The sequence below is a fragment of the Pseudomonas sp. Root71 genome, assembly GCF_001429045.1.
GTDB classification, from domain to species: Bacteria; Pseudomonadota; Gammaproteobacteria; order Pseudomonadales; family Pseudomonadaceae; genus Aquipseudomonas; species Aquipseudomonas monachiensis.
This window is the reverse complement of the sequence record NZ_LMHY01000001.1, coordinates 501,584-528,192: the sequence shown is the minus strand read 5'-3', so window position 1 is coordinate 528,192 and position 26,609 is coordinate 501,584. Positions and strand designations below refer to the sequence as shown.

Genomic DNA, 26,609 nt, shown 5'->3' with positions numbered 1-26,609 from the left:
TCCCACATTGGTTTTGTGGTGATACATCAAGAGGACACCGTTTTGCGCTCTACCGAAGTCGTGATCATTGGCGCTGGCGCCGCAGGGTTGATGTGTGCACTGACCGCCGCCGGGCGTGGGCGCAAGGTGTTGCTGCTGGACCATGCCAACAAGGCCGGCAAGAAAATCCTGATGTCGGGCGGTGGCCGCTGCAATTTCACCAACATGTACACAGAGCCGAGCAATTTCCTCTCACAGAACGCGCACTTCTGCAAATCCGCCCTGGCCCGCTATACCCAGTGGGATTTCATCGGCATGGTCGCCAAGCACGGCGTGCCGTACCACGAGAAAAAACTCGGCCAGCTGTTCTGCGATAACAAATCCAGCGACATCCTTGAGATGCTGCTCAACGAGTGCGATCAGGTCGGCGTCAGCCTGCACCTGGACACCTCGATCCAGACCATCGAGAAGCTCGAAAAGGGCTATTTGCTGGACACGACGCTTGACCAGATCACCTGCGAATCCCTGGTGATCGCCACCGGCGGCCTGTCGATCCCGACCCTGGGCGCCACCGGCTTCGGTTACCAGGTGGCCAAACAGTTCGGCCACGAACTGCTGCCGACCCGCGCCGGCCTGGTGCCATTCACCATCACCGATCAGCTCAAGGCCTTGTGCACCGAGCTGTCCGGTACGTCGGTGGATTGCCTGGTGAGCTGCAACGACCAGAGCTTTCGCGAGAATATCCTGTTCACCCACCGCGGCCTCAGCGGCCCGGCGATCTTGCAGATCTCGTCGTTCTGGGAGTCCGGCGATACCGTCGAGATCAACCTGATGCCGGATCACGACGTGCCGGAATGGCTGCAACAGCAACAGGCCGAACGTCCAAACAGCGAGCTGAAAACCCTGCTCGGTGAAATCTTCACCAAGAAGATGGCCAACCTGCTGGCGGACAACTGGTTCGTCTCCAAACCGATGAAGCAGTACACCCACGCGGAACTGGCCGATATCGCGGAGAAACTGGCGAACTGGAAAGTCGTGCCCGCCGGCACCGAAGGCTATCGCACTGCCGAGGTGACCCTGGGCGGCGTCAACACCAATGAAGTGTCGTCCAAGACCATGGAATCGCTGAAAAGCCCGGGGCTGTACTTCATCGGCGAAGTGCTGGACGTGACCGGGCATCTGGGCGGGTTCAACTTCCAGTGGGCCTGGGCTTCGGGCTACGCGGCTGCGCAGTACGTCTGATCGCACCGTTCTTGTAGGAGCTGCCGAGTGAAACGAGGCTGCGATCTTTTGATCTTGAAAAGCAAAGTCAAAAGATCGCAGCCTGCGGCAGCTCCTACAGGGACCGTATTTCAGTCAGGAAAGGAACAGATTTTGCTGTCTGATGTGATCGACGCCATTGCGTCGGCGTCATTAGTGGCTCAATTTAGCGTCATTGCCTCGGAAGGCCTTCGCATTTCATGTCATCGACTTCGTTCCGCCAGTCTCTGCGTCGCCTTTGGGCGCTGGATAAATTCAGCTACAGCGTGCGGGTGTTCATTGCCCTGACCGGCACCATGGCGCTGTGTTGGTATCAGGATGAAATGGGCCTGCTGATCCCGTTGTTCCTGGGGATTATCGCCAGCGCCCTGGCCGAGACCGACGACAGCTGGCAAGGCCGTCTCAACGCGCTGGCGGTGACGCTGGTGTGTTTCGCGGTTGCCGCTCTGTCGGTCGAACTGCTCTTCCCCTACCCCTACCTCTTCATCATTGCCTTCGCCCTCGCAGCATTCTGCCTGACCATGCTCGGCGCCCTGGGCGAACGCTATGGCGCGATTGCCTCGGCGACGTTGATCCTTTCGGTCTACACCATGATCGGCGTGGACCAGCGTGGGGGCGCGGTCACCGACTTCTGGCACGAACCCCTGCTTTTGGTGGCAGGCGCAGCCTGGTACGGCGTGCTGTCAGTGTTGTGGCAGGCGCTGTTTTCCAATCAGCCGGTGCAGCAGAGCCTGGCGCGGTTGTTCCGCGAACTGGGCTTTTACCTGAAGCTCAAATCTTCGTTGTTCGAGCCGATCCGGCAGATGGACGTGGAGGCTCGGCGCCTGGAACTGGCCCAGCAGAACGGCCGGGTGGTGGCGGCACTGAACGCCGCCAAGGAGATCATCCTGCACCGGGTCGGCAACGGGCGCCCGGGGTCGAAAGTCAGCCGCTACCTCAAGCTGTACTTCCTCGCCCAGGACATCCACGAGCGCGCCAGTTCGTCGCACTACCCTTACAACGCCCTGGCCGACGCCTTCTTCCACAGCGACGTGCTGTTCCGCTGCCAACGCCTGTTGCGCCAGCAAGGCAAGGCCTGCCGGGCCCTGGCCGAATCGATCCAGATGCGCCAGCCGTTCACCTATGACGCCAGTTTCGCCGAGGCCCTGAGCGACCTCGATGCCTCCCTCGAACACCTGCGCATCCAGAGCAACCCGGCCTGGCGCGGCTTGCTGCGCTCACTGCGGGCACTGGCGGCCAACCTCGGCACCCTCGACCGCCTGCTCAGCGATGCCAGCAACCCCGACGCCCTGGCCGATGCCACCGACAGCAGCCTGCTCGACCGCTCGCCGCGCAACCTCAAGGACGTGTGGCTGCGCTTGCGCACGCAACTGACGCCAACCTCGCTGCTGTTTCGCCATGCCCTGCGATTGCCCCTGGCCTTGAGCATCGGCTACGCCATGGTGCATTTGATTCACCCGTCCCAAGGCTACTGGATCATCCTCACCACGCTGTTCGTCTGCCAACCGAACTACGGCGCCACCCGCCGCAAACTCGGTCAACGGATCATCGGCACCGCCATCGGCCTGACCCTGGCCTGGGCGCTGTTCGACCTGTTCCCGAATCCGCTGATCCAGTCGTGTTTCGCCATCGCCGCCGGGGTGGTGTTCTTTACCAACCGCACCACCCGCTACACCCTGGCGACGGCGGCAATCACCCTGATGGTGCTGTTCTGCTTCAACCAGGTGGGCGACGGTTACGGGCTGTTCCTGCCCCGACTGTTCGACACCTTGCTCGGCAGCCTGATCGCTGGCCTCGCGGTGTTCCTGTTCCTGCCGGACTGGCAAGGCCGACGCCTGAACAAGGTGCTGGCCAACACCCTGGCCTGCAATAGCATTTACCTGCGCCAGATCATGCAGCAATACGCGGCGGGCAAAAGCGACGACCTGGCTTACCGCCTGGCCCGCCGCAACGCGCACAACGCCGACGCGGCGCTGTCGACCACACTGGCCAACATGCTGATGGAGCCGGGCCATTTCCGAAAGGAAGCGGACGTAGGCTTCCGCTTCCTGGTGCTGTCACACACGTTACTGAGTTACCTGTCGGGCCTGGGCGCGCACCGGGAAACCCAACTGCCGCCGGACATGCGTGAGCACTTGATCGAAGGGGCCGGGGTGAAACTGGCCGCCAGCATCGACGCGATCGCCCAAGGACTGGCGAGCAAGTCTTCGATCGAGATTCAGAGCGATGAAGAAGAAGCACTGGCCAATGAACTGGAACAGATGCCTGATGAAATCGATGAGGGTCAACGGTTGGTGCAGACGCAACTGGCACTGATCTGCCGGCAGCTGGGGCCGTTGAGGACATTGGCGGCGCATCTGATCAAGGACACCAGTGAGGATTGAGATCTGTGGTGCCTGGTCTGCCCTCATCGCGAGCAAGCTCGCTCCCACAGGGGTTCTCTGGTGTTCACAAAATTTGTGTCGACTGAAGATCTAGTGTGGGAGCGGGCTTGCCCGCGAAGAGGCCATCAGCAACAGCACAGAAACTGGCTCAACCCACTCACATCCCGTGCTGTTTAATCAACTTGTCATAACTTCCGTCCGCCTTCATCGCCGCGATCTCCCGGTCGAAACCGGCGACGATCCGTGCATGCTCGGGATTCTTCAGGCTGACCATGATATGCAGGCTGTTCTCGCTCAATGGCTTGGGCAGGAACTCCACGGCGTTTCGCACCTTGGGTGACTCACGGGCCAGGTAGTAGCGGGCGACGAATTCATCTTCCAGCGTCAGCTTGACCCGGTCGGCCGCGAGCATGCGCACCGCCATGGCGAAACTGTGCACGGGGATTTTCTGCAACGACTCGTCGTTGTCGAACGGAGGCGAATAGGCGTATCCACGCACGATGGCAATCGGATAAGTGTGCAATTGCTGCAGGTTATTGAATTCGATGGGCGCATCTTTGCGCTTGAGAAAACGCACGCGATTGAGCAGGTACTCGCCGGAAAACTGGCCAAGCCTGGTTCGCTCCTCGGTGTACCAGGCGTTGACCAGCACGTCGTATCGACCCTCGCCCAATCCCATCAAGGCCCGTGCCCAGGGCACCTGTTCGAAATCACTGGCATAACCAGCCCTGGCGAGCGCGGTACTGACAATGTCCGTGGCCAGACCACCGTTGACGAGCGTGGAGTCGGTAAAGGGTGGCCAGGCATCAGCAACCAACCGCAGTTTTTCTGCAGCCGCTCCCTGAGCCAGCCACAGCAATCCAATCAAGGCCAACGCTCGATGCAATCGCGGCATGCCAGAAAATCCTTAGCGGGCGGGTTGCCCGACGTGTTTTCAGCCAAAACCCCAAGCCCCCCCGTACCGGCAGGACCCGGGTACTCAACATTAGCTCATCGAAGCAACAACCCAGCGCTGCGATCCAGATTACACAAAGAAGACATCCGCGCGAAAAATGAATGATGGCATTTTGGCCTTTGTCACAGATTCTTCCGCCATAAAGACTTCTGGCGTGAGTGCGCTTAGTATCGGAACGACGTTTTCAGGGAATCAAAACATGACAGTCGATTGGATTTGCAAACACCACAGCGACCTGGGCAAGGAACAGCTATACGCCATTTTGCAGTTGCGTGCGCAAGTGTTCGTCGTCGAGCAGCAATGCGCTTATCAAGACGTGGATGGCCAGGACCTGGAAGGTGACACTTGTCACTTGATGGCCTGGGACAACAATCAACTGGTGGCCTATCTGCGGCTGCTCGACCCGGAACTGCAAGGCGGGGACGTAGTGATCGGTCGGGTGATCATTGCTCCACAAGCACGAGGTGCCGGGCTTGGACATGAGTTGATGGAGCAGGCATTGAAGCAGATTGAAGAACGCTGGCCGCAAACGCCGATCTACCTCTCGGCCCAGACGCATTTGCAGGGGTATTACGGGCGGTACGGGTTTGTCGTGACGGGTGAGGAATTTGTCGAGGATGGCATTCCACACATTGGCATGCGTCGTCCGTAAGGGCCTCTTCGCGAGCAAGCCCGCTCCCACATCAGATCAGCAGTGAACACAGATTTTGTGTGCGATAGAGATCAAATGTGGGAGCGGGCTTGCTCCGGGCGGCGTTCCGACGAAGGCGCCAGTCAATCCTCTGAAAAGATTTCAGGGATACTCCAGCACCGCCTTGATCTGCCGCAGATTACGCTCGATCCACCCGCGATCAATCGCCCCCCACTCGCGAATCCGATAGCGCCCCGCATGGTTGCGCGCGCCCTCTTCCTGCTCGAACTCACAAATGATATCCAGATCCGCCAACGCCGCGATGGTGTCCTGCGCCGTACGCCGGGGCATGCCGGTGACCTCGGTCAGCGTCGGGACGCTGCTGGCCAGACCGCTGTCGATAAGGTACGCCACGTACAACCGGCGATAGAAGCTGCTCTTGGTCTTGCTCACGTCCATCCAATGCTCCTTAAAAGATCGCAGCCTACGGCAGCTCCTACAGATCCCGCCATGTCAGGTATACCCGCACATCAAATTCCACCTGGTGATAACCCGGCAGCATGTGTTCGCACAGTTTGTAGAACGCCTTGTTGTGGTCCGACTCCTTGAAGTGCGCCAGCTCATGCACCACGATCATTTTCAGGAACTCGGAAGGCGCCTCCTTGAAAAGCGAAGCGATGCGGATTTCCTTCTTGGACTTGAGCTTGCCGCCCTGCACCCGGGAAATTGTAGTGTGCAGGCCAAGGGCACGGTGGGTCAGGTCCAGACGGTTGTCGAACAGCACCTTGTCGATGGCCGGGGCATTACGCAGGTATTCCTGCTTGAGGTCCAGGGCATAGGTGTACAGCGCCTTGTCACTCTGCACCCCGTGCTTTTGCGGGTAACGCTGGCTCAGGTAGTCGCCCAGCCGACCGTCGGCGATCAGCTGGCGCACCTGATCCTGCAAGGTAGCAGGATAAGCCTGGAGATATTTCAACACGGTCATCGGGGCGGCAATACAGGTCACTGAAAGGTCGCCAGTGTAGCGAATTCAGCGAGGCAGCGCGCTCCAGTCAAACGGCTGGACAAAGGCCCCGGTATCTTCGGCCATCAGCGGCCGGGCCACGAGAAAACCTTGCACATATGCACAGCCATTGGCTTGCAGCCATTCATACTGCGCGACGGTTTCCACCCCTTCGGCAATCACCAGCATCCCGAACTGTCTGCACAGGTCGATCACACTGCGCACCAGCGCCGCATCCCTTGCCGACTCCGGCAACCGGGCGATCAAATGGCGGTCGATCTTGAGGGTATCCAACTCCAGGTCACGCAGGTGCGTCAGGGAGCAGGGTCCGGCCCCGAAGTCATCCAATGCCACGCGTACGCCCAGATTGTGCAGCAGGCGCAATTGCTTGCGGGTTTCTTCGGGGTTGTGCATCAAGGCCTCTTCCGTGACCTCGACCTCCAGATGATGCGGTTGCAGGCCATGGCGCTCCAGCACCTGGCGCAACTCGGTGACCAGGTTGGGCATGCCGAACTGCGTACTGCTCAAGCTGACGCCGAGCACCAGGTCCTCGGCAAACAGGGATTCCCAGGCTTTACGCTGCCCGGCGCCGCGATGGTAGATCCAGCTGCCCAGGCGACTGATCAGCCGTGCCTCCTCCAGCAATGGCAAAAACAGCCCCGGCGGGACATCGCCAACGCTCGGATGCTGCCAGCGCAACAAGGCCTCGAAACCCCGAATCCGCCCGTCGGAAATCGCAACCTGAGGCTGATACACCAGATTGAAATCCCGGTTCTCGATGGCTGTGCGCACACTTTCTTCCAGCATCAGCCGCGTGCGCGCCCGGCCGTTCATTTCATGATCGTAGAAACGATATTGTTGGCGGCCGGCACGCTTGGCTTCGTACATGGCGATGTCGGCCGCCCGCAGCATGCCGTCGAGATTGGCGCCACATTCAGGGAACGTGGCAATGCCGATGCTGGCACCCAGGGCGATATCGAGGCCATCGATCTGCTGACAGATCGACACTCGCTCGATCAGCTTCTCGGCAATCTTCGCCGCCTGCTCGGGGAACTCCAGATCCAGCAGCGCGGTGAACTCGTCGCCGCCCATCCGCGCCAGAATGTCGAAGGGCCGCAGGCAAGCCTTCAACTGTTCGGAGACCCAGCGCAGCACCCGATCGCCGGCATCGTGCCCGAGGGAATCGTTGACTCGCTTGAAGCCGTCGAGGTCCAGGTACATCAAGACCCAGGAGCTGTTGGAACGCTCACCGCGCAACAGCAGGTTCTCTACGGTCTGGTAGAAACCCCGACGGTTGAGCAATCCGCTCAACGGATCGGTAACCGCCTGAAATTCCAGTTGTTGATGCAGATGGCGCACCACCGACATGTCCAGCACGGTCACAACCATCGCGTGTTGCTCGACGGGCAATGGCGCGCAGGACAAGGCCACCGGCACCTGCTGGCCGGGCGCGGTTCGTAACTGGGCATCGTGCAGGCGCAAGGTTTCGCCGCGCTTGTATCCGGCCAGCAACTCGGAATCGGCCCAGATCGGGATATGCGGCTTTTGCAGGTAGTCCAGAAACTCCTTGCCTTGCAGTTCCTGCACCGTGGCATTGAGCAACCGTGACATCGCAGGATTGGCAAAACGAATCAGACCGTCCTCGCCCAACACCAGAATGCCTTCGGCTGCGTTATCCAGCACCGACGCATTAAAGGCACGAGCGGCTTCCAGATCGTGACTCAGACGCTGCAGGGCCCGACGGTTACGCTGGTGTTCGAGCAACGCCTGGACCTTGGGCGTGAAGATCTGTGGGTCGAACGGTTTGAACAGGTAATCCACCGCACCACTGGCATAGCCCTTGATCACGGCGTCCTGGGACTGTTCGTTGGCGGTCAGGAAAATGATCGGGGTGAGACGGGTTCGCTGGCTACCGCGCATCAGGCGTGCCACTTCATAACCGTCCATGCCCGGCATCTGCACGTCCAGCAGCACCAGGTCGATTTCGTGTTCAAGTAACAAGCCGAGAGCCTCGAAACCCGAGGTGGCAGTAATGACCCGCCAGCCCTGGCGCTGTAACAACGCGCGCATGCTGATCAGGTTTTCAGGGTAATCGTCGACGACTAAAAGGGTTGAGCCGCCTTCTACTGGCGTGGGTTGCGCGCATTCCATGCTGCTTCTCTAATTGCGGGGGTGTCAGGCCGGTTTCTCGTGAAAACCGGACAAATACTGTGCCCTCACTCTAGACCCGGTTCTGCAAAAGCAGAAGGTGTCAGTGAGCCACCACTTAATCATTGTGTCTTTTTACCGACTAACGGTCGAATGCCCAGTCCGGTGAAAACCCGAAAGATGGCATTTCGACAGGATGTTGACGTCAACCACCCGTCAGGGGAGCATTAACAAAATCCCCCGCTACGCTTATAAAGGCCGCCCCAAAGGTGCGGTCTAGAGCTTCTGGCACGCCCGTGCAGCATGAACCCAGTGGAAGAACCGACATGATCGACCTCGCAACCTGGAACCTCAGCGTTCCCGTTGGCAGCCCGCCGTACACCGTCGAAACCGCCAAACTGGTGGATGGCTTCAAGGATCAATACTTCCATTCCGACACCGGCACATTGTTTTTCTGGACGCCCGTGACCGGTTCCCGTACCGAAAACGCGATTTATCCGCGCACCGAATTGCGTGAAACCTACAGCAACGGCACGTTGAAAAACTGGTACTACCCGGAGGCCGACAATTTGTTGTATGCCACTTTGGCAGTAAACCAGGTGCCGAGTTCCGGGAAGGTCGTCATCGGCCAGATCCATGCCTATCAAAGCCAGAAACCTCTGGTGAAGGTCGAATACCAATACAAAACCAGTACAGGCACCGGCAATATCGTCGCCAAGGTCCGGATGCATCCCGATGACGATACTGGCCGGGTGATCATCGTTGCGACGGGGGTGAAACTCGATCAGGAGTTCAACTACCTCATACACCTCAGCCCCGGTGGCGCCTTGGGCATCAGCGCGGCAGGTTATCAGTGGGATACGCAAATCAGCACAACCTGGCGCGACAAACCGCTGTACTTCAAGGCCGGGGTCTATGTGCAGGACAACACCGGGTACACCACCGAAGGCGGCAAGGTGACCTTCAGCAAGCTGGATATCGATCACAATCAATAGCCCGAAAGCCCGTGGCATACATTTCTCTGGCCCACAAAAAACCCGCCTCTCGACGGGTTTTTCATCAAGGCAGTTTAACGCTCAGGCTCAGTTGACCTTGGCGTTCAACTCACCTTTCAGGTAACGCTGATACATGCCTTCCAGCGAGATCGCCTTGATCTTCGAAGCGTTGCCGGCAGTGCCGAAGGCTTCGTAGCGAGCGATGCATACATCGCGCATGGCGGTGACGGTGGCGCCGAAGAATTTACGCGGGTCGAACTCGCTCGGGTTGGTGGCCATCAGGCGACGCATGGCGCCAGTGGATGCCAGGCGCAGGTCGGTGTCGATGTTGACCTTGCGCACGCCGTGCTTGATGCCTTCGACGATTTCTTCAACCGGTACGCCGTAGGTTTCCTTGATGTCGCCGCCGTACTGGTTGATGATCGCCAGCCACTCTTGCGGAACCGAAGACGAACCGTGCATCACCAGGTGAGTGTTCGGAATGCGCTTGTGGATCTCTTTGATACGGTCGATGGCCAGCACGTCGCCGGTAGGCGGCTTGGTGAACTTGTAGGCGCCGTGGCTGGTGCCGATGGCGATGGCCAGGGCATCCACCTGAGTGCGTTTTACGAAGTCAGCGGCTTCTTCCGGGTCGGTCAGCATCTGGCTGTGATCCAGGACGCCTTCGGCGCCGATGCCGTCTTCTTCACCGGCCATGCCGGTTTCCAGCGAACCCAGGCAGCCCAGCTCGCCTTCTACCGAAACACCACAGGCGTGAGCCATGGCGACGGTTTGCTGGGTAACGCGGACGTTGTAGTCGTAGTCGGTCGGGGTCTTGCCGTCTTCACCGAGGGAACCGTCCATCATCACCGAGCTGAAGCCCAACTGGATGGAGCGCTGGCAGACGTCAGGGCTGGTGCCGTGGTCCTGGTGCATGCACACCGGGATGTGCGGAAATTCTTCGATGGCAGCCAGGATCAGGTGACGCAGGAACGGTGCGCCGGCGTATTTGCGAGCACCGGCCGAAGCCTGGACGATCACCGGGGAGTCAGTCTTGTCAGCGGCTTCCATGATGGCGCGCATCTGCTCAAGGTTGTTGACGTTGAAGGCTGGAACGCCGTAGCCGAACTCGGCTGCGTGGTCCAGCATCTGGCGCATGCTGATAAGTGCCATTGTGTGTATCTCTCCCGGTTGAGGGTCGTTAATCGTGCCAGCCTGCCGGAGCGGCGGCGGCTATTCAAGTTTTTGCAGATCGGGGGTTAAGCCGGGCTGCGGATTCGGTGTTCTTCGTTTTACTCGGCCTTGCAACCACGGCCGATCAAATCATTGGTGGCGACCCAGTAAACCAGGCCTTCCTCACCTTTTATGTGGAACGCCAGCATGTCATTGCTGTACAGCGAACCCGATGCACCCGGTTCCTGCTTCAGGCGGTAGACCTGATCGGCACCGCCCAAGCGCACGTCGACTTCGCTGTGGCTGTCGTCGGTGTAGCGCCACAGCACCTTGGCCTGGCTGTCGCAGGTCCAGGTGGTCCAGTTATCCACAGACGCGGACGACTGGAACGGGTTCAACTGATTGAACTGAGCACAACCGGCCAACAACGTCAGCGCCGCAACGGCGATAAAACCTTTCATCCGTGTCCCTCGACTGACGGCGCACGCTGCCAGCCCTGAGTAATGAGTCAGACCCGTCAAGGGCAGCCATGTTCCTTGGCGGGTGCCTGGGTCTCGTATTTGTCCAGGCCTTCCGGCCCGGAACGCTTGTTGAGCACCGGGTTGGTTTCCGCCTGCCAGTCAGCCTGGTAGCAGCCTTTGTCCGACTCGGACGGCGCAGGTTCCGGGGTGGCCTTCGGGTTACTCCCGCACGCCACCAGCGAACCTGCGACGATCAACAGCGCTAACGTCTTGACCATTTCAACACTCCCTGCCTGGTCAAACGGGCGACCCTCAGGCCTTGGCCCGGCTTTCCAGGACTTCAACGGCTGGCAGGACCTTGCCTTCGACGAATTCGAGGAACGCGCCGCCACCGGTAGAAATGTAGGAGATCTGCTCGGCCACGCCATATTTGTCGATGGCCGCCAGGGTGTCGCCGCCGCCAGCGATGGAGAACGCTGCGCTGTCTGCGATGGCCTGGGCCAGCACCTTGGTACCGTTACCGAACTGATCGAATTCGAACACGCCGACCGGACCGTTCCACAGGATGGTTTGCGACGACTTCAGCAGTTCGGCGAAGTTGGCAGCGGTCTGCGGACCGATGTCCAGGATCATGTCGTCGGCAGCGACGTCAGCGATCAGCTTGACGGTCGCAACGGCGCTTTCGGCGAATTCCTTGGCAACCACCACATCTACTGGCAGCGGTACGCTGACCTTGGCGGCGATGGCGCGCGCGGTGTCCAGCAGGTCCGGCTCGTACAGGGATTTGCCGACCGGGTGACCGGCGGCGGCCAGGAAGGTGTTGGCGATACCGCCACCAACGATCAACTGGTTGCAGATCTGGCTCAGGCTGTTCAGCACGTCGAGTTTGGTCGACACCTTGGAACCGGCAACAATGGCCGCCATCGGCTGGGCCGGGGCGCCCAGGGCTTTGCCCAGTGCTTCCAGTTCAGCGGCCAGCAGCGGGCCGGCAGCAGCGACTTTGGCGAACTTGGCCACGCCGTGGGTCGAACCCTCGGCACGGTGAGCGGTGCCGAAGGCGTCCATCACGAACACGTCGCACAGGGCGGCGTATTGCCGGGCCAGTTCGTCAGCGTTCTTTTTCTCGCCCTTGTTGAAGCGCACGTTTTCGAACAGCACGATGTCGCCCGCTTTCACGTCGACACCGCCCAGGTAATCGGCTACCAGCGGCACTTCACGACCCAGGGCACGGCTCAGGTAGTCGGCGACTGGCTTGAGGCTGTTCTCGGCCGAGAACTCGCCTTCGGTCGGACGGCCAAGGTGCGAGCAGACCATCACGGCCGCGCCTTTTTCCAGGGCCAGCTTGATGGTCGGCAGCGAGGCCAGGATACGCGCATCGCTGGTGACAACACCGTCCTTGACTGGGACGTTGAGGTCTTCGCGGATCAATACGCGCTTACCTTGCAGATCGAGGTCGGACATCTTCAACACGGTCATGGGTCGCACTTCCTACGGTTTTTTTGAAGTTGCTGTTTGCAGATAGTGTTCTGCAACGTCCAGCATTCGGTTGGCAAAACCCCATTCGTTGTCGAACCAGGCCAGGATGTTCACCAGCCGTGGGCCGGAAACGCGGGTCTGACTGGCATCGACGATGGCCGAATGTGGGTCATGGTTGAAATCACAGCTTGCGTGAGGCAACTCGGTATAAGCCAGCAGGCCTTTGAGCGGGCCGCTGGTGGCGGCTTCGCGCAGGATCCGGTTGACCTCGGTGGCGTCGGTCGCGGTGGCGGTCTGCATCGTGATATCGAGGCAGGACACGTTGACCGTCGGCACCCGCACGGCTTTGGCCTGAATTCGGCCGGCAAGTTCCGGCAGCAGGCGCTCGATACCTCGCGCCAGACCGGTGGACACCGGAATCACCGACTGGAACGCCGAACGGGTACGGCGCAGGTCTTCGTGGTGGTAGGCATCGATGACCGGCTGATCGTTCATGGCCGAGTGAATGGTGGTGATCGAGACGTAATCCAGACCAATGGCCTGATTCAGCAGACGCAACAACGGCACGCCGCAGTTGGTGGTGCAGGACGCGTTGGACACCAGCAACTCGTCGCCGGTCAGGCAATCCTGGTTCACGCCGTAGACGATGGTCGCGTCGACGTCCGTCTCGCTGGCCATCGGCTGGGAAAACAGCACACGCGGGGCGCCGGCGTCGAGGAAACGCTGGCCGTCTTCGCGGGTGTGGTAAGCGCCGGAGCACTCCAGCACCAGATCGACGCCCAGGGACGCCCAATCGATGCCTTCGGGGGTGGCACTGCGCAGGACCTTCACGCAGTCGCCATTGATATGCAGACAATCGCCGTCGACCTTCACTTCGCCGGGGAACCGGCCGTGGGTGGAGTCGAAGCGTGTCAGGTATTCGATGCTGGCCATGTCCGCCAGATCGTTAATCGCGACAATCTCGAACCCAGCCGTCGAGCCTCGCTCGAACAACGCACGCAAGACGCAACGACCAATCCGGCCGTAGCCGTTGAGTGCAACTTTGTAGGGACGCGGTTGAGGCATGGGGTTCTCGATAGACGCAGGCAGATCGAAATCTAGTTAACAACGCAAACCCTGTAGGAGCTGTCGAGTGAAACGAGGCTGCGATCTTTTGATCTTGGTTTTGAAGATCAAGATCAAAAGATCGCAGCCTCCGGCAGCTCCTACAAGGGACCGCGGTGGTCGTGAAACCACCGCGTCGTGTTTAGTCTTCCAGCAGCTCTTCAGCCTGACCCAGGATGTTTTCCAGAGTGAAGCCGAACTCTTCGAACAAGGCCGACGCAGGCGCCGACTCGCCGTAGGTGGTCATGCCGATCACGCGGCCTTCCAGGCCCACGTACTTGTACCAGTAGTCCGCGTGAGCGGCCTCGATGGCGATACGGGCGCTGACCTGCAACGGCAGGACCGATTGCTTGTAGCCTGCTTCCTGGGCATCGAACACGCTGGTGCACGGCATGGAAACCACGCGAACCTTGCGGCCCTGCTCGGTCAGTTTGTCGAAGGCCTGAACGGCCAGGCCGACTTCCGAACCGGTGGCGATCAGGATCAGCTCAGGCTCGCCCGCGCAGTCTTTCAGCACATAACCACCACGGCTGATGTCGGCGATCTGGCCGGCATCACGGGTTTGGTGCTGCAGGTTCTGACGCGAGAAGATCAGGGCCGAAGGACCGTCCTTGCGCTCCAGTGCGTATTTCCAGCTCACTGCCGATTCAACGGCGTCGGCTGGGCGCCAGGTATCGAGGTTCGGCGTGCAGCGCAGGCTGGCCAGTTGCTCGATTGGCTGGTGAGTCGGGCCGTCTTCGCCCAGACCGATGGAGTCATGGGTGTAGACGTGGATCACACGCTGCTTCATCAGGGCCGACATGCGTACCGCGTTGCGGGCATATTCCATGAACATCAGGAAGGTCGCGCCGTAAGGCACCAGGCCACCGTGCAGGGCAACACCGTTCATGATCGCGGTCATGCCGAACTCGCGCACGCCGTAGTACATGTAGTTGCCGCTGGCGTCTTCGGCGGTGACGCCTTTGCAGCCTTTCCACAGGGTCAGGTTGGAACCGGCCAGGTCAGCCGAACCGCCGAGGAACTCAGGCAGCAACGGGCCGAACGCGTTCAGGGCATTCTGGCTGGCTTTACGGCTGGCGATGGTTTCGCCCTTGGCCGCCACTTCGGCGATGTAGGCCGAGGCTTTTTCGCTGAAGTCAGCTGGCAGGTCACCGCTCAGACGACGCACCAGTTCACTGGCTTCAGTCGGGAACGCGGCGGAGTAAGCGGCGAAACGCTGGTCCCACTCGGCTTCCACGGCGCGACCTGCTTCCTTGGCATCCCACTCGGCGTAGATATCGGCCGGAATTTCGAACGGACCGTGGTTCCATTTCAGCGCCGCACGGGTCAGGGCGATTTCCGCGTCACCCAGTGGAGCGCCGTGGCAATCTTCCTTGCCTTGCTTGTTCGGCGAACCGAAACCAATGGTGGTCTTGCAGCAGATCAGGGTTGGCTGCTCGCTTTTACGTGCAGTGTCGATCGCCGTCTTGATTTCTTCCGGGTCGTGACCGTCGACATTGCGGATCACTTGCCAGTTGTAGGACTCAAAACGCTTCGGCGTATCGTCGGTGAACCAGCCTTCGACTTCGCCATCGATGGAGATGCCGTTGTCATCGTAGAAGGCGATCAGCTTGCCCAGGCCCAGGGTACCGGCCAGGGAAGCGACTTCGTGGGAAATGCCTTCCATCATGCAGCCATCACCCAGGAACACATAGGTGTGGTGGTCGACGATGTTGTGACCAGGACGGTTGAATTGCGCCGCCATGACTTTTTCAGCCAGGGCAAAACCCACGGCGTTGGCCAGGCCCTGGCCCAGTGGACCGGTGGTGGTTTCGACGCCCGGGGTATAGCCGAGTTCCGGGTGGCCCGGGGTGCGGCTGTGCAGTTGACGGAACTGCTTCAGGTCGTCGATCGACAGGTCGTAGCCGGTCAGGTGCAGCAGCGAGTAGATCAACATCGAGCCGTGGCCGTTGGACAGCACGAAGCGGTCACGGTCGGCGAACGATGGATTGCTCGGGTTGTGCTTGAGGTAGTCGCGCCAAAGTACCTCGGCGATATCCGCCATACCCATCGGGGCACCGGGATGGCCGCTGTTGGCTTTTTGCACGGCATCCATGCTGAGGGCACGAATGGCGTTGGCACGCTCACGACGGCTAGGCATCGCTGTTCTCCTGGGGGCTTGAATAAAACGAAACGGAAAAAAGGCGAGCATTTTCCCTCACCGGGACGCCTCGGGGCAATGACAGATAGTCATCTGAAGGCGTTTTTCCAATGGATAACGACGGTTTCGCTTGGTGAAACCTTTCCGCCATCCGTTTGTTGACAGAAGCTAACGTTAAGAAGTGCCATCTATCGAGCAATATCAAAACTTTTTGATATTGCTCTTGCGATGCCTTCGACCCGTGACTAGACTGCCGGCCTTATGAATTTACGCGTGCCATCCATTCAACACGACGATTGCGATGAGCTGGCGGCCTTGTGCAAGGCTGGCGGCGATCCTCTGCGGTTGAATGTTTTACGCGCACTGGCCAACGACTCGTTCGGCGTACTGGAGCTGGCGCAGATCTTCGGCATCGGTCAGTCAGGCATGAGTCACCACCTCAAGGTACTGGCCCAGGCCGACCTGGTGGCGACGCGCCGCGAAGGCAACGCGATTTTCTACCGTCGCGCCCTGCCCCACACCGAACTGCCGGGTGGCAAATTGCACGCCGCCTTGCTCGAAGAGGTGGACAACCTGACGCTGCCGACTGACGTACAGTCGCGCATCGCTCAGGTCCATGGGCAACGGGCGGCCGCCAGCCAGGACTTTTTCTCACGGGTGGCGGAAAAGTTTCGCGCCCAGCAAGACTTGATCGCCGGCCTGCCGCAATACCGCGAAAGCGTGGTGGCCCTGCTCGACAAGCTGAGTTTTGACAAAGACGCCACGGCCATTGAAGTCGGCCCCGGAGACGGCGCATTCCTGCCGGAACTGGCGCGCCGCTTCGCGCAGGTGACGGCGCTGGATAACAGCAGCGCAATGCTCGAACTGGCGCGCCAGGTCTGCGAACGCGACAAGCTGACTAACGTTAGTCTGCAATTGGCCGATGCATTGAACGGCGTCAGCCTCAAGGCCGATTGCGTTGTACTGAACATGGTGCTGCACCATTTTGCCGCGCCGGCCGATGCGCTCAAGCACATGGCCAATTTGCTGCAATCAGGCGGTAGCCTGTTAGTGACAGAGTTATGTAGCCACAACCAGAGTTGGGCCAAGGAGGCCTGCGGTGATCTCTGGCTGGGGTTTGAACAGGACGATCTGGCCCGTTGGGCCACCGCTGCGGGACTCGTTCCCGGGGAAAGCCTCTATGTAGGCTTACGTAATGGTTTCCAGATCCAGGTCCGCCATTTTCAGCGACCGGCTGGCGACACTCACCATCGGTAATTTCAGGAAAACATCGAGATGAGCGAATACTCCCTTTTCACCTCCGAGTCCGTGTCTGAAGGGCATCCGGACAAAATCGCCGACCAGATTTCTGATGCGGTGCTGGACGCCATCATTGCTGAAGACAAGTTCGCCCGTGTGGCGTGCGAGACTCTGGTGAAAACGGGCGTGGCCATCATCGCCGGCGAAGTCACCACTTCGGCCTGGGTTGACCTGGAGCAGATCGTTCGTGACGTGATCACCAACATCGGCTACACCAGCTCCGACGTCGGCTTCGACGGCGCGACCTGCGGCGTGATGAACATCATCGGCAAGCAGTCCCCTGACATCAACCAGGGTGTCGACCGTGCCAAACCTGAAGATCAGGGCGCCGGCGACCAGGGCCTGATGTTCGGCTACGCCAGCAATGAAACCGACGTGCTGATGCCTGCACCGATCACCTTCTCGCACCAGCTTGTACAAAGGCAAGCTGAAGCCCGTAAATCCGGCCTGCTGCCTTGGCTGCGCCCGGACGCCAAGTCGCAAGTGACCTGCCGTTACGAAAACGGCAAGGTTATCGGCATCGACGCCGTCGTTCTGTCGACCCAGCACAACCCTGAAGTGTCGTACAACGACCTGCGCGAAGGCGTGATGGAGCTGATCGTCAAGCACGTGCTGCCTGCCGAACTGCTGAGCAAGGACACCCAGTTCCACATCAACCCGACCGGCCAGTTCATCATCGGCGGCCCGGTGGGCGACTGCGGCCTGACCGGTCGCAAGATCATCGTCGACAGCTACGGCGGCATGGCCCGTCACGGTGGCGGCGCGTTCTCCGGCAAGGATCCATCGAAGGTTGACCGTTCGGCGGCCTACGCCGGTCGTTATGTGGCCAAGAACATCGTCGCTGCCGGCCTGGCCGAGCGTTGCGAGATCCAGGTGTCCTACGCCATCGGCGTTGCCCAGCCGACGTCGATCTCGCTGAACACCTTCGGCACCGGCAAGATCAGCGATGACAAGATCGTCAAACTGGTCCGCGAAGTATTCGACCTGCGCCCATACGCGATCACCACCATGCTCGACCTGCTGCACCCGATGTATCAGGAAACCGCTGCGTACGGCCACTTCGGTCGCACCCCGGCGACCAAGACCGTGGGTGACGACACCTTCACCACGTTCACTTGGGAAAAAACCGACCGCGCCGACGCCCTGCGTTCTGCTGCCGGCCTGTAAGGATTCCCCGCAACACCCGAAGCCCCGCACGGTTCGCGCCCTGCGGGGCTTTTTATTGGGATTCGCTTTACACCGCGTCGCAGCCTGCTCGCGAAGTGGCCAGCACAGCCACTGGAAATACCCGGCAAAAACACCCCTCTGCGCGCCACCCCATACTGACCTAGCCTTCACTCACCTCACCGAGCAAGGACGCTCAAGATGCTTCCCGACCTGCGCCTGTTTTTCGCCGTTCTACTGACCTTTACCTATCTGACCGCCAGCGCCGCCGAGTGCCCGGCCTGGCCACCCGAACGCGCCCGGAACGAAGTCGACAAACTGCAACAGCAAATCGACCTCTGGGACGACAGCTATCACCGCCTGGGACGTTCACTGGTCGCCGATGAACTCTACGACCAGTCCCGCGCGCGACTCACCCAATGGCGCCACTGCTTCAACCTGAGCCCGTCCGCAGACCCCTTGCGCACCGCGCGCGGCACCTTGCCCCACCCCATCGTCCACACCGGCCTGGACAAGCTGCACGATCGGCCCGCCGTGGAAAAATGGCTGCGTGACCGGGTGGACGTCTGGGTCCAGCCTAAAATCGATGGTGTGGCGGTGACCCTGGTTTACCGCAACGGCCTGCTGGCCCAGGCAATCAGTCGTGGTGACGGCCAGAGCGGTCAGGACTGGACGGTTCCTGCGCGGCTGATTCCGGCCATCCCGCAACGGCTATCGCAGGCCCGGGACTTGATCGTGCAAGGCGAACTGTATTGGCGCCTGACCGATCATGTGCAGGCCCGGGCCGGCAGCCTCAATGCCCGCGGCTCGGTGGCCGGCCTGATGGCGCGCAAGGTCTTGAGCGCCGAACAGGCCGCCAACATCGACTTGTTTGTCTGGGACTGGCCCCAAGGGCCGGCGAGCGTGCCCGAGCGTGCCGCGGCGCTGACTGCGCTGGGCTTCCCGAATACCACGGCATACAGCCAGCCAGTTACTTCAGTCATCGATGCCGAACGCTGGCGCGAACACTGGTATAGCTCCCCCCTGCCCTTTGCCAGCGACGGTGTGGTCCTGCGTCAAAACCAGCGCCCAGCCGCCGAACGCTGGCAGACCAGGTCACCCTACTGGGCCATTGCCTGGAAATACCCCTTCGCCAAGGCACTGGCCGAAGTCCGCCAGGTTCACTTCAAAATCGGCCGGACCGGGCGGATCACTCCGGTACTTGAACTGACCCCGGTGAAGCTCGATGACCGGCAGATCAAACACGTCAGCGTCGGTTCGTTGCAACGCTGGCAGACGCTGGATATCCGCCCGGGTGATCAGGTTGCCATCAGCCTGGCCGGGCTGACCATTCCCAGGCTCGATAGCGTTGTATTGCGCAGCAGCGAGCGCGCCGAATTGAACGCCCCCCTGGCAGAGGACTTTCATTCATTGAGTTGCTGGCAACCGACTCCAGGCTGCGAGAGCCAGTTCCTCGCGCGCCTGACCTGGCTCAGCAGCAAACAGGGCCTGGCGCTGCCCAATGTGGGTCCGGGGACTTGGGAAAAACTTCTTGCAACAGGTCGCCTGAACAGTCTGCTGGATTGGTTGACCCTCGATGCCCAAGAGCTTGCTACCATTGACGGTTTCGGCGAGCGCAGTGCGCTTCGCCTTGCGGACAGCTTCAGCCAGGCCCGGCAACGCCCGTTTATACACTGGCTCAAAGCCTTGGGATTACCGCCGACAGGCCAGGCGCCTCTCGGCGACTCATGGCAGGCACTGGCCCGGCGCGACATCGAACAATGGCGGGCCGCGGCCGATATCGGGCCAGGGCGCGCAGCGCAACTGAACGCTTTTTTCCGCGATCCGCAGGTTCTGGCCTTGAGTGAAACGTTACGTGATGCGGGGATTGACGGCTTTTAGCGGTCGGCCCTGCGCCCACCGGGAACCCCAGGAGACCGCTGGGCTCCAACAAGCCATTGCCACACCGGTCTGCTTGCTTTCCTACATGGAGCTTTTATGAAACTTCTTTCACCGCTCGCCCTGTTGACCCTTTGCAGCGTGCTGGCCACCCCGTTGATGGCGGACGAGGAAGCGCCGGGGCTGACCGGTTGCGCCGCCAAGAAGCAAGGTATCGTCAACCAGATCGAATTGGCCAAGGTCCACGGCAATGCCGATCAGCAGGCCGGGCTGGAAAAGGCCCTGAGCGAAGTCGAAGCCAACTGCACCGACGCCTCGCTGAAGAAGGAACGGGAAAACAAGGTGCTCGACGCCAAGCACGAAGTCAGCAAGCGTCAGGCGGACCTCGACAAGGCCATGAGCAAAGGCGACCCCGACAAGATCAACAAGCGCAAAGACAAACTCGCCGATGCCCGCAAGGAATTGCAGAACGCATTGGATGAGCTGGATAAGTAAGAACGGATAACGAACAAAGAGCTTTGGTATTGCCGAAGCAGCCTTCGTCGGACCGAGCAACACCAATCAATGATCCCGAAACGCCTTATGACAAGCACTGCAAGCATCTTCGACTTTCTGCACCGCCGGCCCCAGGTTGCTAGCCTTGTAGGGCTGGACTTGGCTGGCAATCACCAATTCACCGGTGGCGCCTTCAAGGTCACGGGCCATTGCCTGAAAACGTGTCTGTTGCTCCCAGACATCGCTCTTGGCGCTGGTGTGATCCTCTTCGCGCACTTGCGGAAAATGCTGCCACGGCTCACGGGACAACGCATCGAGCTTCACCGCGCCTTCGGCGAACTTAGGACCATCGAACGCAATGCGTCCACGCAACATGCCGCCCAGGTCTTCGCCAGTTTTGAGCATCTGCTTGAAAATGGCCTTGCGCTGGCCGAGCGGCGAGTTGGGGTCGATACCGCCACAAGCGGACAGCGTCAGGCAGGCCAGCAATACAACAGAAAGTCTTTTAAGAGTCATGGTGGCTTCAGGTCACGGGAAACGGCGGCCAGTATCCTCGCGTCATCGGCAAAGACCAATAGCCCTATTATCAACAAGGGTTGCTTGAGCACATGGAGCGCTCAGGCAACCGGCAAAGGAATCACTCCATGAACAGCCGTTTCAAGGCATGGCGTCACAGCCTGGCCTGGACCCTGCCGATGGTGGCCCTGCTCGCAGGCTGCACCGGTGGCGACAAACAACAACCGAAAACCCACGCCCTTGCCACCTACTCCAGCGCCACATGGGAAGCACTGCCGGCGGTGTCCGACAGCGATCTGGTCGCCGGTTTCGGTTCCTGGCGCAGCGCCTGCACCCGACTCAAGGCGGACCCGGTCTGGGGTGGCACCTGCGCCGCGGCTGCCAACGTGCCGCAAACCGCCAGCGACATTCGCGGTTTTCTCAAGCAGAACCTCGATGTCTATGGCCTGCGCGCCGCCAACGACAACCCCAACGGCCTGATCACCGGCTACTACGAACCGGTCTATCCCGGGAGCCTGACCCAGACCGGCGCTGCCAATGTCCCGGTCTATGGCGTCCCCGAAGACATGATCATCGTCGCCCTCGACAGCATTTACCCGGAACTCAAGGGCAAGCGCCTGCGCGGGCGACTCGAAGGTCGCGTGCTCAAGCCGTACGACGATGCGGCAACCATCGAGAGCAAAGGGGTCAAGGCGCCGGTTGTGGCCTGGCTGACCGACCCGATGAACCTGCAGTTCCTGCAAATCCAGGGGTCGGGTCGTATCCAGCTCGACAATGGTCGCCAGCTGCGCATCGCTTACGCCGATCAGAACGGCCATCCGTATCGACCGATCGGCCGCTGGCTGGTGGAACAGGGCGAGTTGAAAAAAGAAGACGTGACCATGGGCGCCATCAGCACCTGGGCCAAGGCCAATCCTTCGCGCATTCCCGAACTGCTCGGCAGCAACCCCAGCTACGTGTTCTTCACCCGAAACCCGGACAGCAATGAAGGTCCGCGCGGCTCGCTGAACGTACCGTTGACCGCCGGCTACAGCGCGGCGGTGGATCGCAAGGTGATTCCGCTGGGCAGTCTGTTGTGGCTGTCCACTACAAAACCGGACGGCACGGCCCTGGTTCGCCCCGTGGCAGCGCAGGACACTGGCGGCGCCATTGCCGGCGAGGTTCGGGCAGATCTGTTCTGGGGTACCGGCGATGCGGCCGGGCAACTGGCCGGGGACATGAAACAGCAGGGACAGATCTGGATGCTCTGGCCCAAAGGTGCAGTGCTACCGCAAGTGCCGCAGGTGGCGGACAAACTTTAACGTCAAAAGATCGCAGGCTTCGCCAGCTCCTACAGGCACATTCGACACCCGGTAGGAGCTGGCGAAGCCTGCAATCCTTTGATCTTGCCTTTAAACCGACGCCACAAAGAAACTCACGATCAACCCCATCCCCACCAACCACATCAACGACCGCAGCGTCGCCAGGTCCGTCAGATAGAAAATGATGTAGAGCAGACGACTGGTGATGAACAACACCGACAACACATTGATTGTCACCAATTCGGCGTTGCCCGCCAGGTGCGCCACGATCACCGCGGCTGCGAACGCTGGCGTCACTTCAAAACTGTTCAGCTGCGCCGCATTCGCCCGCTTGCCCAACCCCTCCAGGGAATCGAGAAACCCTCGTGGATCATGATTGTCTTTCAGTCTGTACCCGCCACTGACCTTCGCGACACCCGTGCACAGATATGGCAGGAAGATCGCAATCAAAATGCACCACAGAGCAACCGTCATAAAGCAGTCCCTTCTTCACGTTTCAGAACAGTCAAAATTTCATGATCAATATACCGATCAGCACCAGCCCACAGGCTAAGAGGCGCGGCCCGCCAAAAGGTTCTTTGAGGTAACGCATGCCAAACAGTACCACCAGGATTACGCTGATCTCGCGCAACGCCGCTGCCTCTGCAATCGATCCCAATTGCATCGCCCACAGCACCAGAGCGTAGCTGAACAACACGCAGAACCCGACGGCCAGGCCCAGTCGCCACTGCTCGCGCCAGAACAACATGAACGCAGGCCGTTTGCGCACCAATGCCAACAGCGGAAAAGGCCAGGCACTGAGCAAGGTGACCCAGACCAGGTAATCCAGTGGATGGGACCAGCGCCGCAATGCCTGCCCGTCAATGTAGGTGTAGCAACCGATGCACAGGCCGATCAGTGCCACCACCGGCAACATTGACCACGGCAAACGCGCTCCGCCGCCGCCCTGCCAGAGCAGGCACAACATGCCGAACGGAATCAGCAGGATGCCGAAAATCTGCTGATGGGTCAGCACTTCCCCGGCAAAGATCAGCGTCAGCGCCAGCACCACCAACGGCGAGAGGCCGCGCATCAATGGATAGACCAGCCCGAGGTCGCCGACCCGATAGGCCTGGATCAGCAAATAGCGATAGAGCAACTCGAACGCCGCCGATGCCAGGATCCACGGCCAGATCTCCAGCGGCGGCACACTCAGGAACGGCAACATCAGCACGACAAAGAGCAGCGCCACGCTGTCCATGCAGGCCACTACCAACAGTCGCTCGGCACTGAACTTGATCAGGGTATTCCACGCCGCATGCAACAGCGCCGCCACCAACACCAACGCAGTCGCAAGCACGACCCACTCCTTTTGTTGTCTCCACGATCCTTGTTGGGGTGCAGAGAATTGATTCGCCATATTTCAGTGTCTGTTTATACTGCAAGCGACCACGCCGCACTCAGTTGCGCACAGACTAATTCCAAAAAAAATTCTGCCCGGCCCGCTCTCATCGAGAACGGTCGTCGGCCTGCGTATGCCTGATCACAGCGTCAAGACTACCGACAGAGACCTTGCGCATGCCACTCGCTTTGCTTGCCCTCGCTGTTGCCGCCTTCGGCATCGGCACCACTGAATTCGTCATCATGGGTCTTTTGCCCGATGTCGCCCGCGACCTCAGCGTGAGTATTCCCGATGCCGGATTGCTGATCACCGGCTACGCCCTGGGCGTGGTGTTCGGTGCGCCGATCCTCGCGGTCGGCACCGCCAACATGCCCCGCAAGGCCACGCTGTTGGGCATGACGCTGATGTTCATCCTCGGCAACATGCTCTGTGCACTGGCGCCGAACTACGCCACGCTGATGGCCGCACGCGTGATCACAGCACTGTGCCACGGCGCATTTTTCGGCATCGGTTCGGTGGTGGCTGCCGGACTGGTGGCCCCCAACAAACGGGCTCAGGCGATTGCCATGATGTTCACCGGCCTGACCCTGGCCAACGTGCTCGGCGTGCCACTGGGCACCGCACTCGGGCAATACGCCGGCTGGCGCTCGACCTTCTGGGCGGTGTCGGTGATCGGGGTTCTGGCGGCGATTGCGCAATGGGTCTGGCTGCCGAAAAACATCGCGATGGATAAAGCCAACCTGGCCAGCGAGTTCAAGGTGCTGGGCAAGGCCAACGTGCTGCTGGCCCTGGGTATGAGCGTGCTGGCCTCGACCAGCCTGTTCAGTGTGTTCACCTACATTGCGCCAATCCTGCAGGACATCACCGGTGTCAGCCCCCACGGCGTCACCATCATGCTGTTGTTGTTCGGTGTTGGCTTGACCGCCGGCAGCATGCTCGGTGGTCGTCTGGCGGACAGCCGCTTGCTGCCTTCTCTGGTGGGCATGGCGCTGGCGGTTCTGGTGGTGTTGGCGGCCTTCACGCAAACCAGCCATTCGGTGATCCCGGCGGCGATCACGCTGGTGTTGTGGGGGACATTTGCCTTCGCCCTGTGCCCGATCCTGCAACTGCTGATCATCGACCAGGCCCACGAAGCACCGAACCTGGGTTCGACCCTGAACCAGAGCGCCTTCAACCTGGGCAACGCGGCCGGCGCCTGGATCGGCGGGCTGGTGGTGGCCAGCGGCGCCGACCTGGCAGACCTGCCCTGGACCGGCGCGCTGGTCAGCGGGCTGACTGTGGTGACTGCACTGTTCTTCATCTATCGCCAGCGCCGCGGTGCGGCTGCACTCGACGTGGTGGGCTGAACATCACCTTGATGGTTTTTTGATCTGCTGCGGATCGGGCGCCTCGCTCTGATCCGCTGTTTTTTTCGGCGGCCCGCTTTCGCTGCGAATCTGCGCATGGCTGATCAGCGCGAAAATAAAACTGCCACCGATGATGTTCCCCGCCAGCGTCGGCCCGGCGAACACCAGCCAGAAATCACTCCACGGCAACTCGCCGGCAAACACCAGATACGAAACCTCCAGCGAACCGACCACGATGTGGGTGAAATCCCCCAGCGCCATGAGGTAGGTGATGAGGATGATGATCCACATCTTGGCACTCTCCATGGACGGGATCATCCAGACCATGGTGGCGATCATCCATCCGGAAATGATGCCCTTGGCGAACATCTGGCTGGCGTGGTTTTCCATGACCTTGCGGCCGATATCGAGGAAGGCGACATCGGTCTTGCTGTCGAAAATCGGCAGTTCCAGCATCACGTACGCCACCAGCAAGGTGCCACAGAGGTTGCCGGCCAGCACCACCGTCCACAGCCGTAGCAGCCGGCCGAAGTTGGCCAGCGTCGGCTTGGTCATCACCGGCAGCACGGCGGTCAGGGTATTTTCGGTGAACAGCTGCTGGCGGGCCAGGATCACCGCGAGAAAACCGGCGCAATAACCAAAACTCGCGATCACCTTGAACCCTTCGCCATCCGGCAGACGCGAATTGAGCAACCCCATGCCCATCAGCGACAGGCCCATGGTCAACCCCGCCGCCAGCGCCGACCACCACAACGCCGCAATGCTGCGCTCCAGTTCCTGATCGCCCTGGGTACGGATGATCTCGTGCAGCACCGCGGCGCGGGGCGGCTGGCTCTTTTCGACTTCGTGCTCTTCTTGCGCCGAAAGGTTCGGGGTCTTGCCGTCTTGTGCCGAGTTCATGGGATGCGCAACCGGTGGCGGGCTATTTAGCTACGACACGCGCCGATCAAGTTACGTTCGGTAGGAGCTGCCGAAGGTTGCGATCTTTTGACTTGGATCCTGGCGTCATCACTGACTGCTTAAAATCAAGATCAAAAGATCGCAGCCTGCGGCAGCTCCTACGGGGCTCGTATTACGAGCCGACGTCATCATCCTTGAACTGGTCCTTGACGTACTTGATCTCGGTCCGGCCGTGAGGTGCCGGCAAGCCGTCTTCACCGAGGTTCACGAACACCATTTTTTCAACGGTGAGAATGCTCTTGCGGGTGATCTTGTTGCGTACTTCGCACGTCAGGGTGATCGAGGTGCGACCGAACTCGGTAGCGGTAATGCCCAACTCGATGATGTCGCCCTGGCGCGAGGCGCTGACGAAGTTGATTTCGGAGATGTACTTGGTGACCACACGCTGGTTGCCCAACTGGACGATGGCGTAGATCGCCGCCTCTTCGTCGATCCAGCGCAGAAGGCTGCCGCCGAACAGCGTGCCGTTGGGGTTGAGGTCTTCGGGTTTTACCCATTTGCGGGTGTGGAAATTCATGTTCACTCCTGAGCGTCTTGCCGAATGATGCTGACCATCATGGCAGAGCCCGACCTAGAGCTCT

The 26,609-nt window shown here is 60.3% G+C and carries 25 protein-coding genes; 10 read left to right on the top strand and 15 right to left on the bottom strand.

Annotated elements, in window-relative coordinates; genetic code table 11:
- Window positions 1–42: 42 nt before the first annotated feature.
- Both ASD95_RS02505 and yccS read left to right on the top strand, forming a co-directional pair.
- On the top strand, window positions 43–1,221 hold the full coding sequence (locus tag ASD95_RS02505; protein WP_056726546.1) for an NAD(P)/FAD-dependent oxidoreductase: 1,179 nt from the start codon (window positions 43–45) through the stop codon (window positions 1,219–1,221).
- Window positions 1,222–1,439: 218 nt separating this feature from the next.
- Window positions 1,440–3,623 (top strand): YccS family putative transporter, encoded by a 2,184-nt coding sequence (gene yccS / locus ASD95_RS02500; RefSeq protein ID WP_056726545.1) that lies wholly within the window; start codon window positions 1,440–1,442, stop codon window positions 3,621–3,623.
- A gap of 157 nt (window positions 3,624–3,780) precedes the next feature.
- On the opposite strand, the gene ASD95_RS02495 is transcribed toward yccS, so the two are convergent.
- A complete protein-coding gene (locus ASD95_RS02495; protein ID WP_056726544.1) occupies window positions 3,781–4,518 on the bottom strand; it encodes a substrate-binding periplasmic protein in 738 nt (245 codons plus the stop codon).
- Window positions 4,519–4,777: 259 nt separating this feature from the next.
- Between ASD95_RS02495 and ASD95_RS02490 the strand changes: the two genes are divergently transcribed.
- Window positions 4,778–5,230 (top strand): GNAT family N-acetyltransferase, encoded by a 453-nt coding sequence (locus ASD95_RS02490; protein WP_056726543.1) that lies wholly within the window; start codon window positions 4,778–4,780, stop codon window positions 5,228–5,230.
- A gap of 141 nt (window positions 5,231–5,371) precedes the next feature.
- Here the strand turns inward: ASD95_RS02490 and ASD95_RS02485 are convergent, their stop codons facing one another.
- From ASD95_RS02485 to ASD95_RS02475, 3 genes are read right to left on the bottom strand one after another with little or no spacing between them, the layout of a single operon-like run.
- Window positions 5,372–5,668, bottom strand: a complete 297-nt coding sequence (locus ASD95_RS02485; RefSeq protein WP_008050237.1) for a winged helix-turn-helix domain-containing protein — start codon at window positions 5,666–5,668, stop codon at window positions 5,372–5,374.
- A gap of 37 nt (window positions 5,669–5,705) precedes the next feature.
- Complete coding sequence (locus tag ASD95_RS02480; protein ID WP_046039320.1) at window positions 5,706–6,194, bottom strand: M48 metallopeptidase family protein; 489 nt, start codon at window positions 6,192–6,194, stop codon at window positions 5,706–5,708.
- 45 nt (window positions 6,195–6,239) lie between these two features.
- Window positions 6,240–8,363, bottom strand: a complete 2,124-nt coding sequence (locus tag ASD95_RS02475) for a putative bifunctional diguanylate cyclase/phosphodiesterase (protein ID WP_056726542.1) — start codon at window positions 8,361–8,363, stop codon at window positions 6,240–6,242.
- Window positions 8,364–8,686: 323 nt separating this feature from the next.
- Here ASD95_RS02475 and ASD95_RS02470 point away from each other — a divergent pair, with 323 nt between their 5' ends.
- Window positions 8,687–9,355, top strand: coding sequence for a polysaccharide lyase family 7 protein (locus ASD95_RS02470; protein ID WP_056726541.1), 669 nt, complete (start codon window positions 8,687–8,689; stop codon window positions 9,353–9,355).
- Between the two features lie 87 nt (window positions 9,356–9,442).
- Here ASD95_RS02470 and fba read toward each other — a convergent pair whose 3' ends face one another.
- The 6 genes from fba to tkt all read right to left on the bottom strand — a co-directional run bounded on the left by fba (window position 9,443) and on the right by tkt (window position 15,688).
- Complete coding sequence (fba, locus tag ASD95_RS02465; RefSeq protein WP_007981624.1) at window positions 9,443–10,507, bottom strand: class II fructose-bisphosphate aldolase; 1,065 nt, start codon at window positions 10,505–10,507, stop codon at window positions 9,443–9,445.
- Between the two features lie 119 nt (window positions 10,508–10,626).
- The gene (locus ASD95_RS02460; RefSeq protein WP_056726540.1) at window positions 10,627–10,968 is read right to left on the bottom strand and encodes an MliC family protein; all 342 of its coding nucleotides are present in this window, start codon (window positions 10,966–10,968) and stop codon (window positions 10,627–10,629) included.
- A gap of 56 nt (window positions 10,969–11,024) precedes the next feature.
- The gene (locus ASD95_RS02455) at window positions 11,025–11,246 is read right to left on the bottom strand and encodes a hypothetical protein (protein WP_056726539.1); all 222 of its coding nucleotides are present in this window, start codon (window positions 11,244–11,246) and stop codon (window positions 11,025–11,027) included.
- Between the two features lie 34 nt (window positions 11,247–11,280).
- Window positions 11,281–12,444, bottom strand: coding sequence for a phosphoglycerate kinase (locus ASD95_RS02450; protein ID WP_056726538.1), 1,164 nt, complete (start codon window positions 12,442–12,444; stop codon window positions 11,281–11,283).
- A gap of 12 nt (window positions 12,445–12,456) precedes the next feature.
- Window positions 12,457–13,509 (bottom strand): erythrose-4-phosphate dehydrogenase, encoded by a 1,053-nt coding sequence (epd, locus tag ASD95_RS02445; RefSeq protein ID WP_056726537.1) that lies wholly within the window; start codon window positions 13,507–13,509, stop codon window positions 12,457–12,459.
- Between the two features lie 181 nt (window positions 13,510–13,690).
- Window positions 13,691–15,688, bottom strand: coding sequence for a transketolase (gene tkt, locus ASD95_RS02440; protein WP_056726536.1), 1,998 nt, complete (start codon window positions 15,686–15,688; stop codon window positions 13,691–13,693).
- Between the two features lie 261 nt (window positions 15,689–15,949).
- On the opposite strand from tkt, the gene ASD95_RS02435 reads away from it, so the two are divergent.
- The 4 genes from ASD95_RS02435 to ASD95_RS02420 all read left to right on the top strand — a co-directional run bounded on the left by ASD95_RS02435 (window position 15,950) and on the right by ASD95_RS02420 (window position 20,524).
- Window positions 15,950–16,945 carry an ArsR/SmtB family transcription factor gene (locus ASD95_RS02435; RefSeq protein WP_056726535.1) on the top strand — a complete coding sequence of 332 codons (996 nt, stop codon included), beginning with the start codon at window positions 15,950–15,952 and terminating at the stop codon, window positions 16,943–16,945.
- Window positions 16,946–16,963: 18 nt separating this feature from the next.
- Window positions 16,964–18,154, top strand: coding sequence for a methionine adenosyltransferase (metK, locus tag ASD95_RS02430; protein ID WP_056726534.1), 1,191 nt, complete (start codon window positions 16,964–16,966; stop codon window positions 18,152–18,154).
- A 198-nt stretch (window positions 18,155–18,352) separates the two neighbouring features.
- Entirely contained in the window at window positions 18,353–20,032 is a 1,680-nt protein-coding gene (gene ligB, locus ASD95_RS02425) for an NAD-dependent DNA ligase LigB (RefSeq protein ID WP_056726533.1), read from the top strand.
- A 96-nt stretch (window positions 20,033–20,128) separates the two neighbouring features.
- Entirely contained in the window at window positions 20,129–20,524 is a 396-nt protein-coding gene (locus ASD95_RS02420) for a DUF1090 domain-containing protein (protein ID WP_056726532.1), read from the top strand.
- Window positions 20,525–20,590: 66 nt separating this feature from the next.
- Here the strand turns inward: ASD95_RS02420 and ASD95_RS02415 are convergent, their stop codons facing one another.
- A complete protein-coding gene (locus ASD95_RS02415) occupies window positions 20,591–21,040 on the bottom strand; it encodes a c-type cytochrome (RefSeq protein WP_056726531.1) in 450 nt (149 codons plus the stop codon).
- Between the two features lie 128 nt (window positions 21,041–21,168).
- Between ASD95_RS02415 and mltA the strand changes: the two genes are divergently transcribed.
- Window positions 21,169–22,341, top strand: coding sequence for a murein transglycosylase A (gene mltA / locus ASD95_RS02410; RefSeq protein ID WP_056726530.1), 1,173 nt, complete (start codon window positions 21,169–21,171; stop codon window positions 22,339–22,341).
- A gap of 90 nt (window positions 22,342–22,431) precedes the next feature.
- On the opposite strand, the gene ASD95_RS02405 is transcribed toward mltA, so the two are convergent.
- Window positions 22,432–22,815: an MAPEG family protein gene (locus tag ASD95_RS02405; protein ID WP_056726529.1), complete on the bottom strand. Its 384-nt coding sequence runs from the start codon at window positions 22,813–22,815 to the stop codon at window positions 22,432–22,434.
- A gap of 31 nt (window positions 22,816–22,846) precedes the next feature.
- Window positions 22,847–23,680 (bottom strand): EamA family transporter, encoded by an 834-nt coding sequence (locus ASD95_RS02400; RefSeq protein ID WP_056726528.1) that lies wholly within the window; start codon window positions 23,678–23,680, stop codon window positions 22,847–22,849.
- A 218-nt stretch (window positions 23,681–23,898) separates the two neighbouring features.
- Between ASD95_RS02400 and ASD95_RS02395 the strand changes: the two genes are divergently transcribed.
- Window positions 23,899–25,068, top strand: a complete 1,170-nt coding sequence (locus tag ASD95_RS02395; protein ID WP_056726527.1) for an MFS transporter — start codon at window positions 23,899–23,901, stop codon at window positions 25,066–25,068.
- A gap of 3 nt (window positions 25,069–25,071) precedes the next feature.
- On the opposite strand, the gene ASD95_RS02390 is transcribed toward ASD95_RS02395, so the two are convergent.
- Both ASD95_RS02390 and ASD95_RS02385 read right to left on the bottom strand, forming a co-directional pair.
- The gene (locus tag ASD95_RS02390; RefSeq protein WP_056726526.1) at window positions 25,072–25,968 is read right to left on the bottom strand and encodes a formate/nitrite transporter family protein; all 897 of its coding nucleotides are present in this window, start codon (window positions 25,966–25,968) and stop codon (window positions 25,072–25,074) included.
- A gap of 172 nt (window positions 25,969–26,140) precedes the next feature.
- The gene (locus tag ASD95_RS02385; RefSeq protein ID WP_056726525.1) at window positions 26,141–26,545 is read right to left on the bottom strand and encodes an acyl-CoA thioesterase; all 405 of its coding nucleotides are present in this window, start codon (window positions 26,543–26,545) and stop codon (window positions 26,141–26,143) included.
- Between the last annotated feature and the right edge of the window lie 64 nt (window positions 26,546–26,609).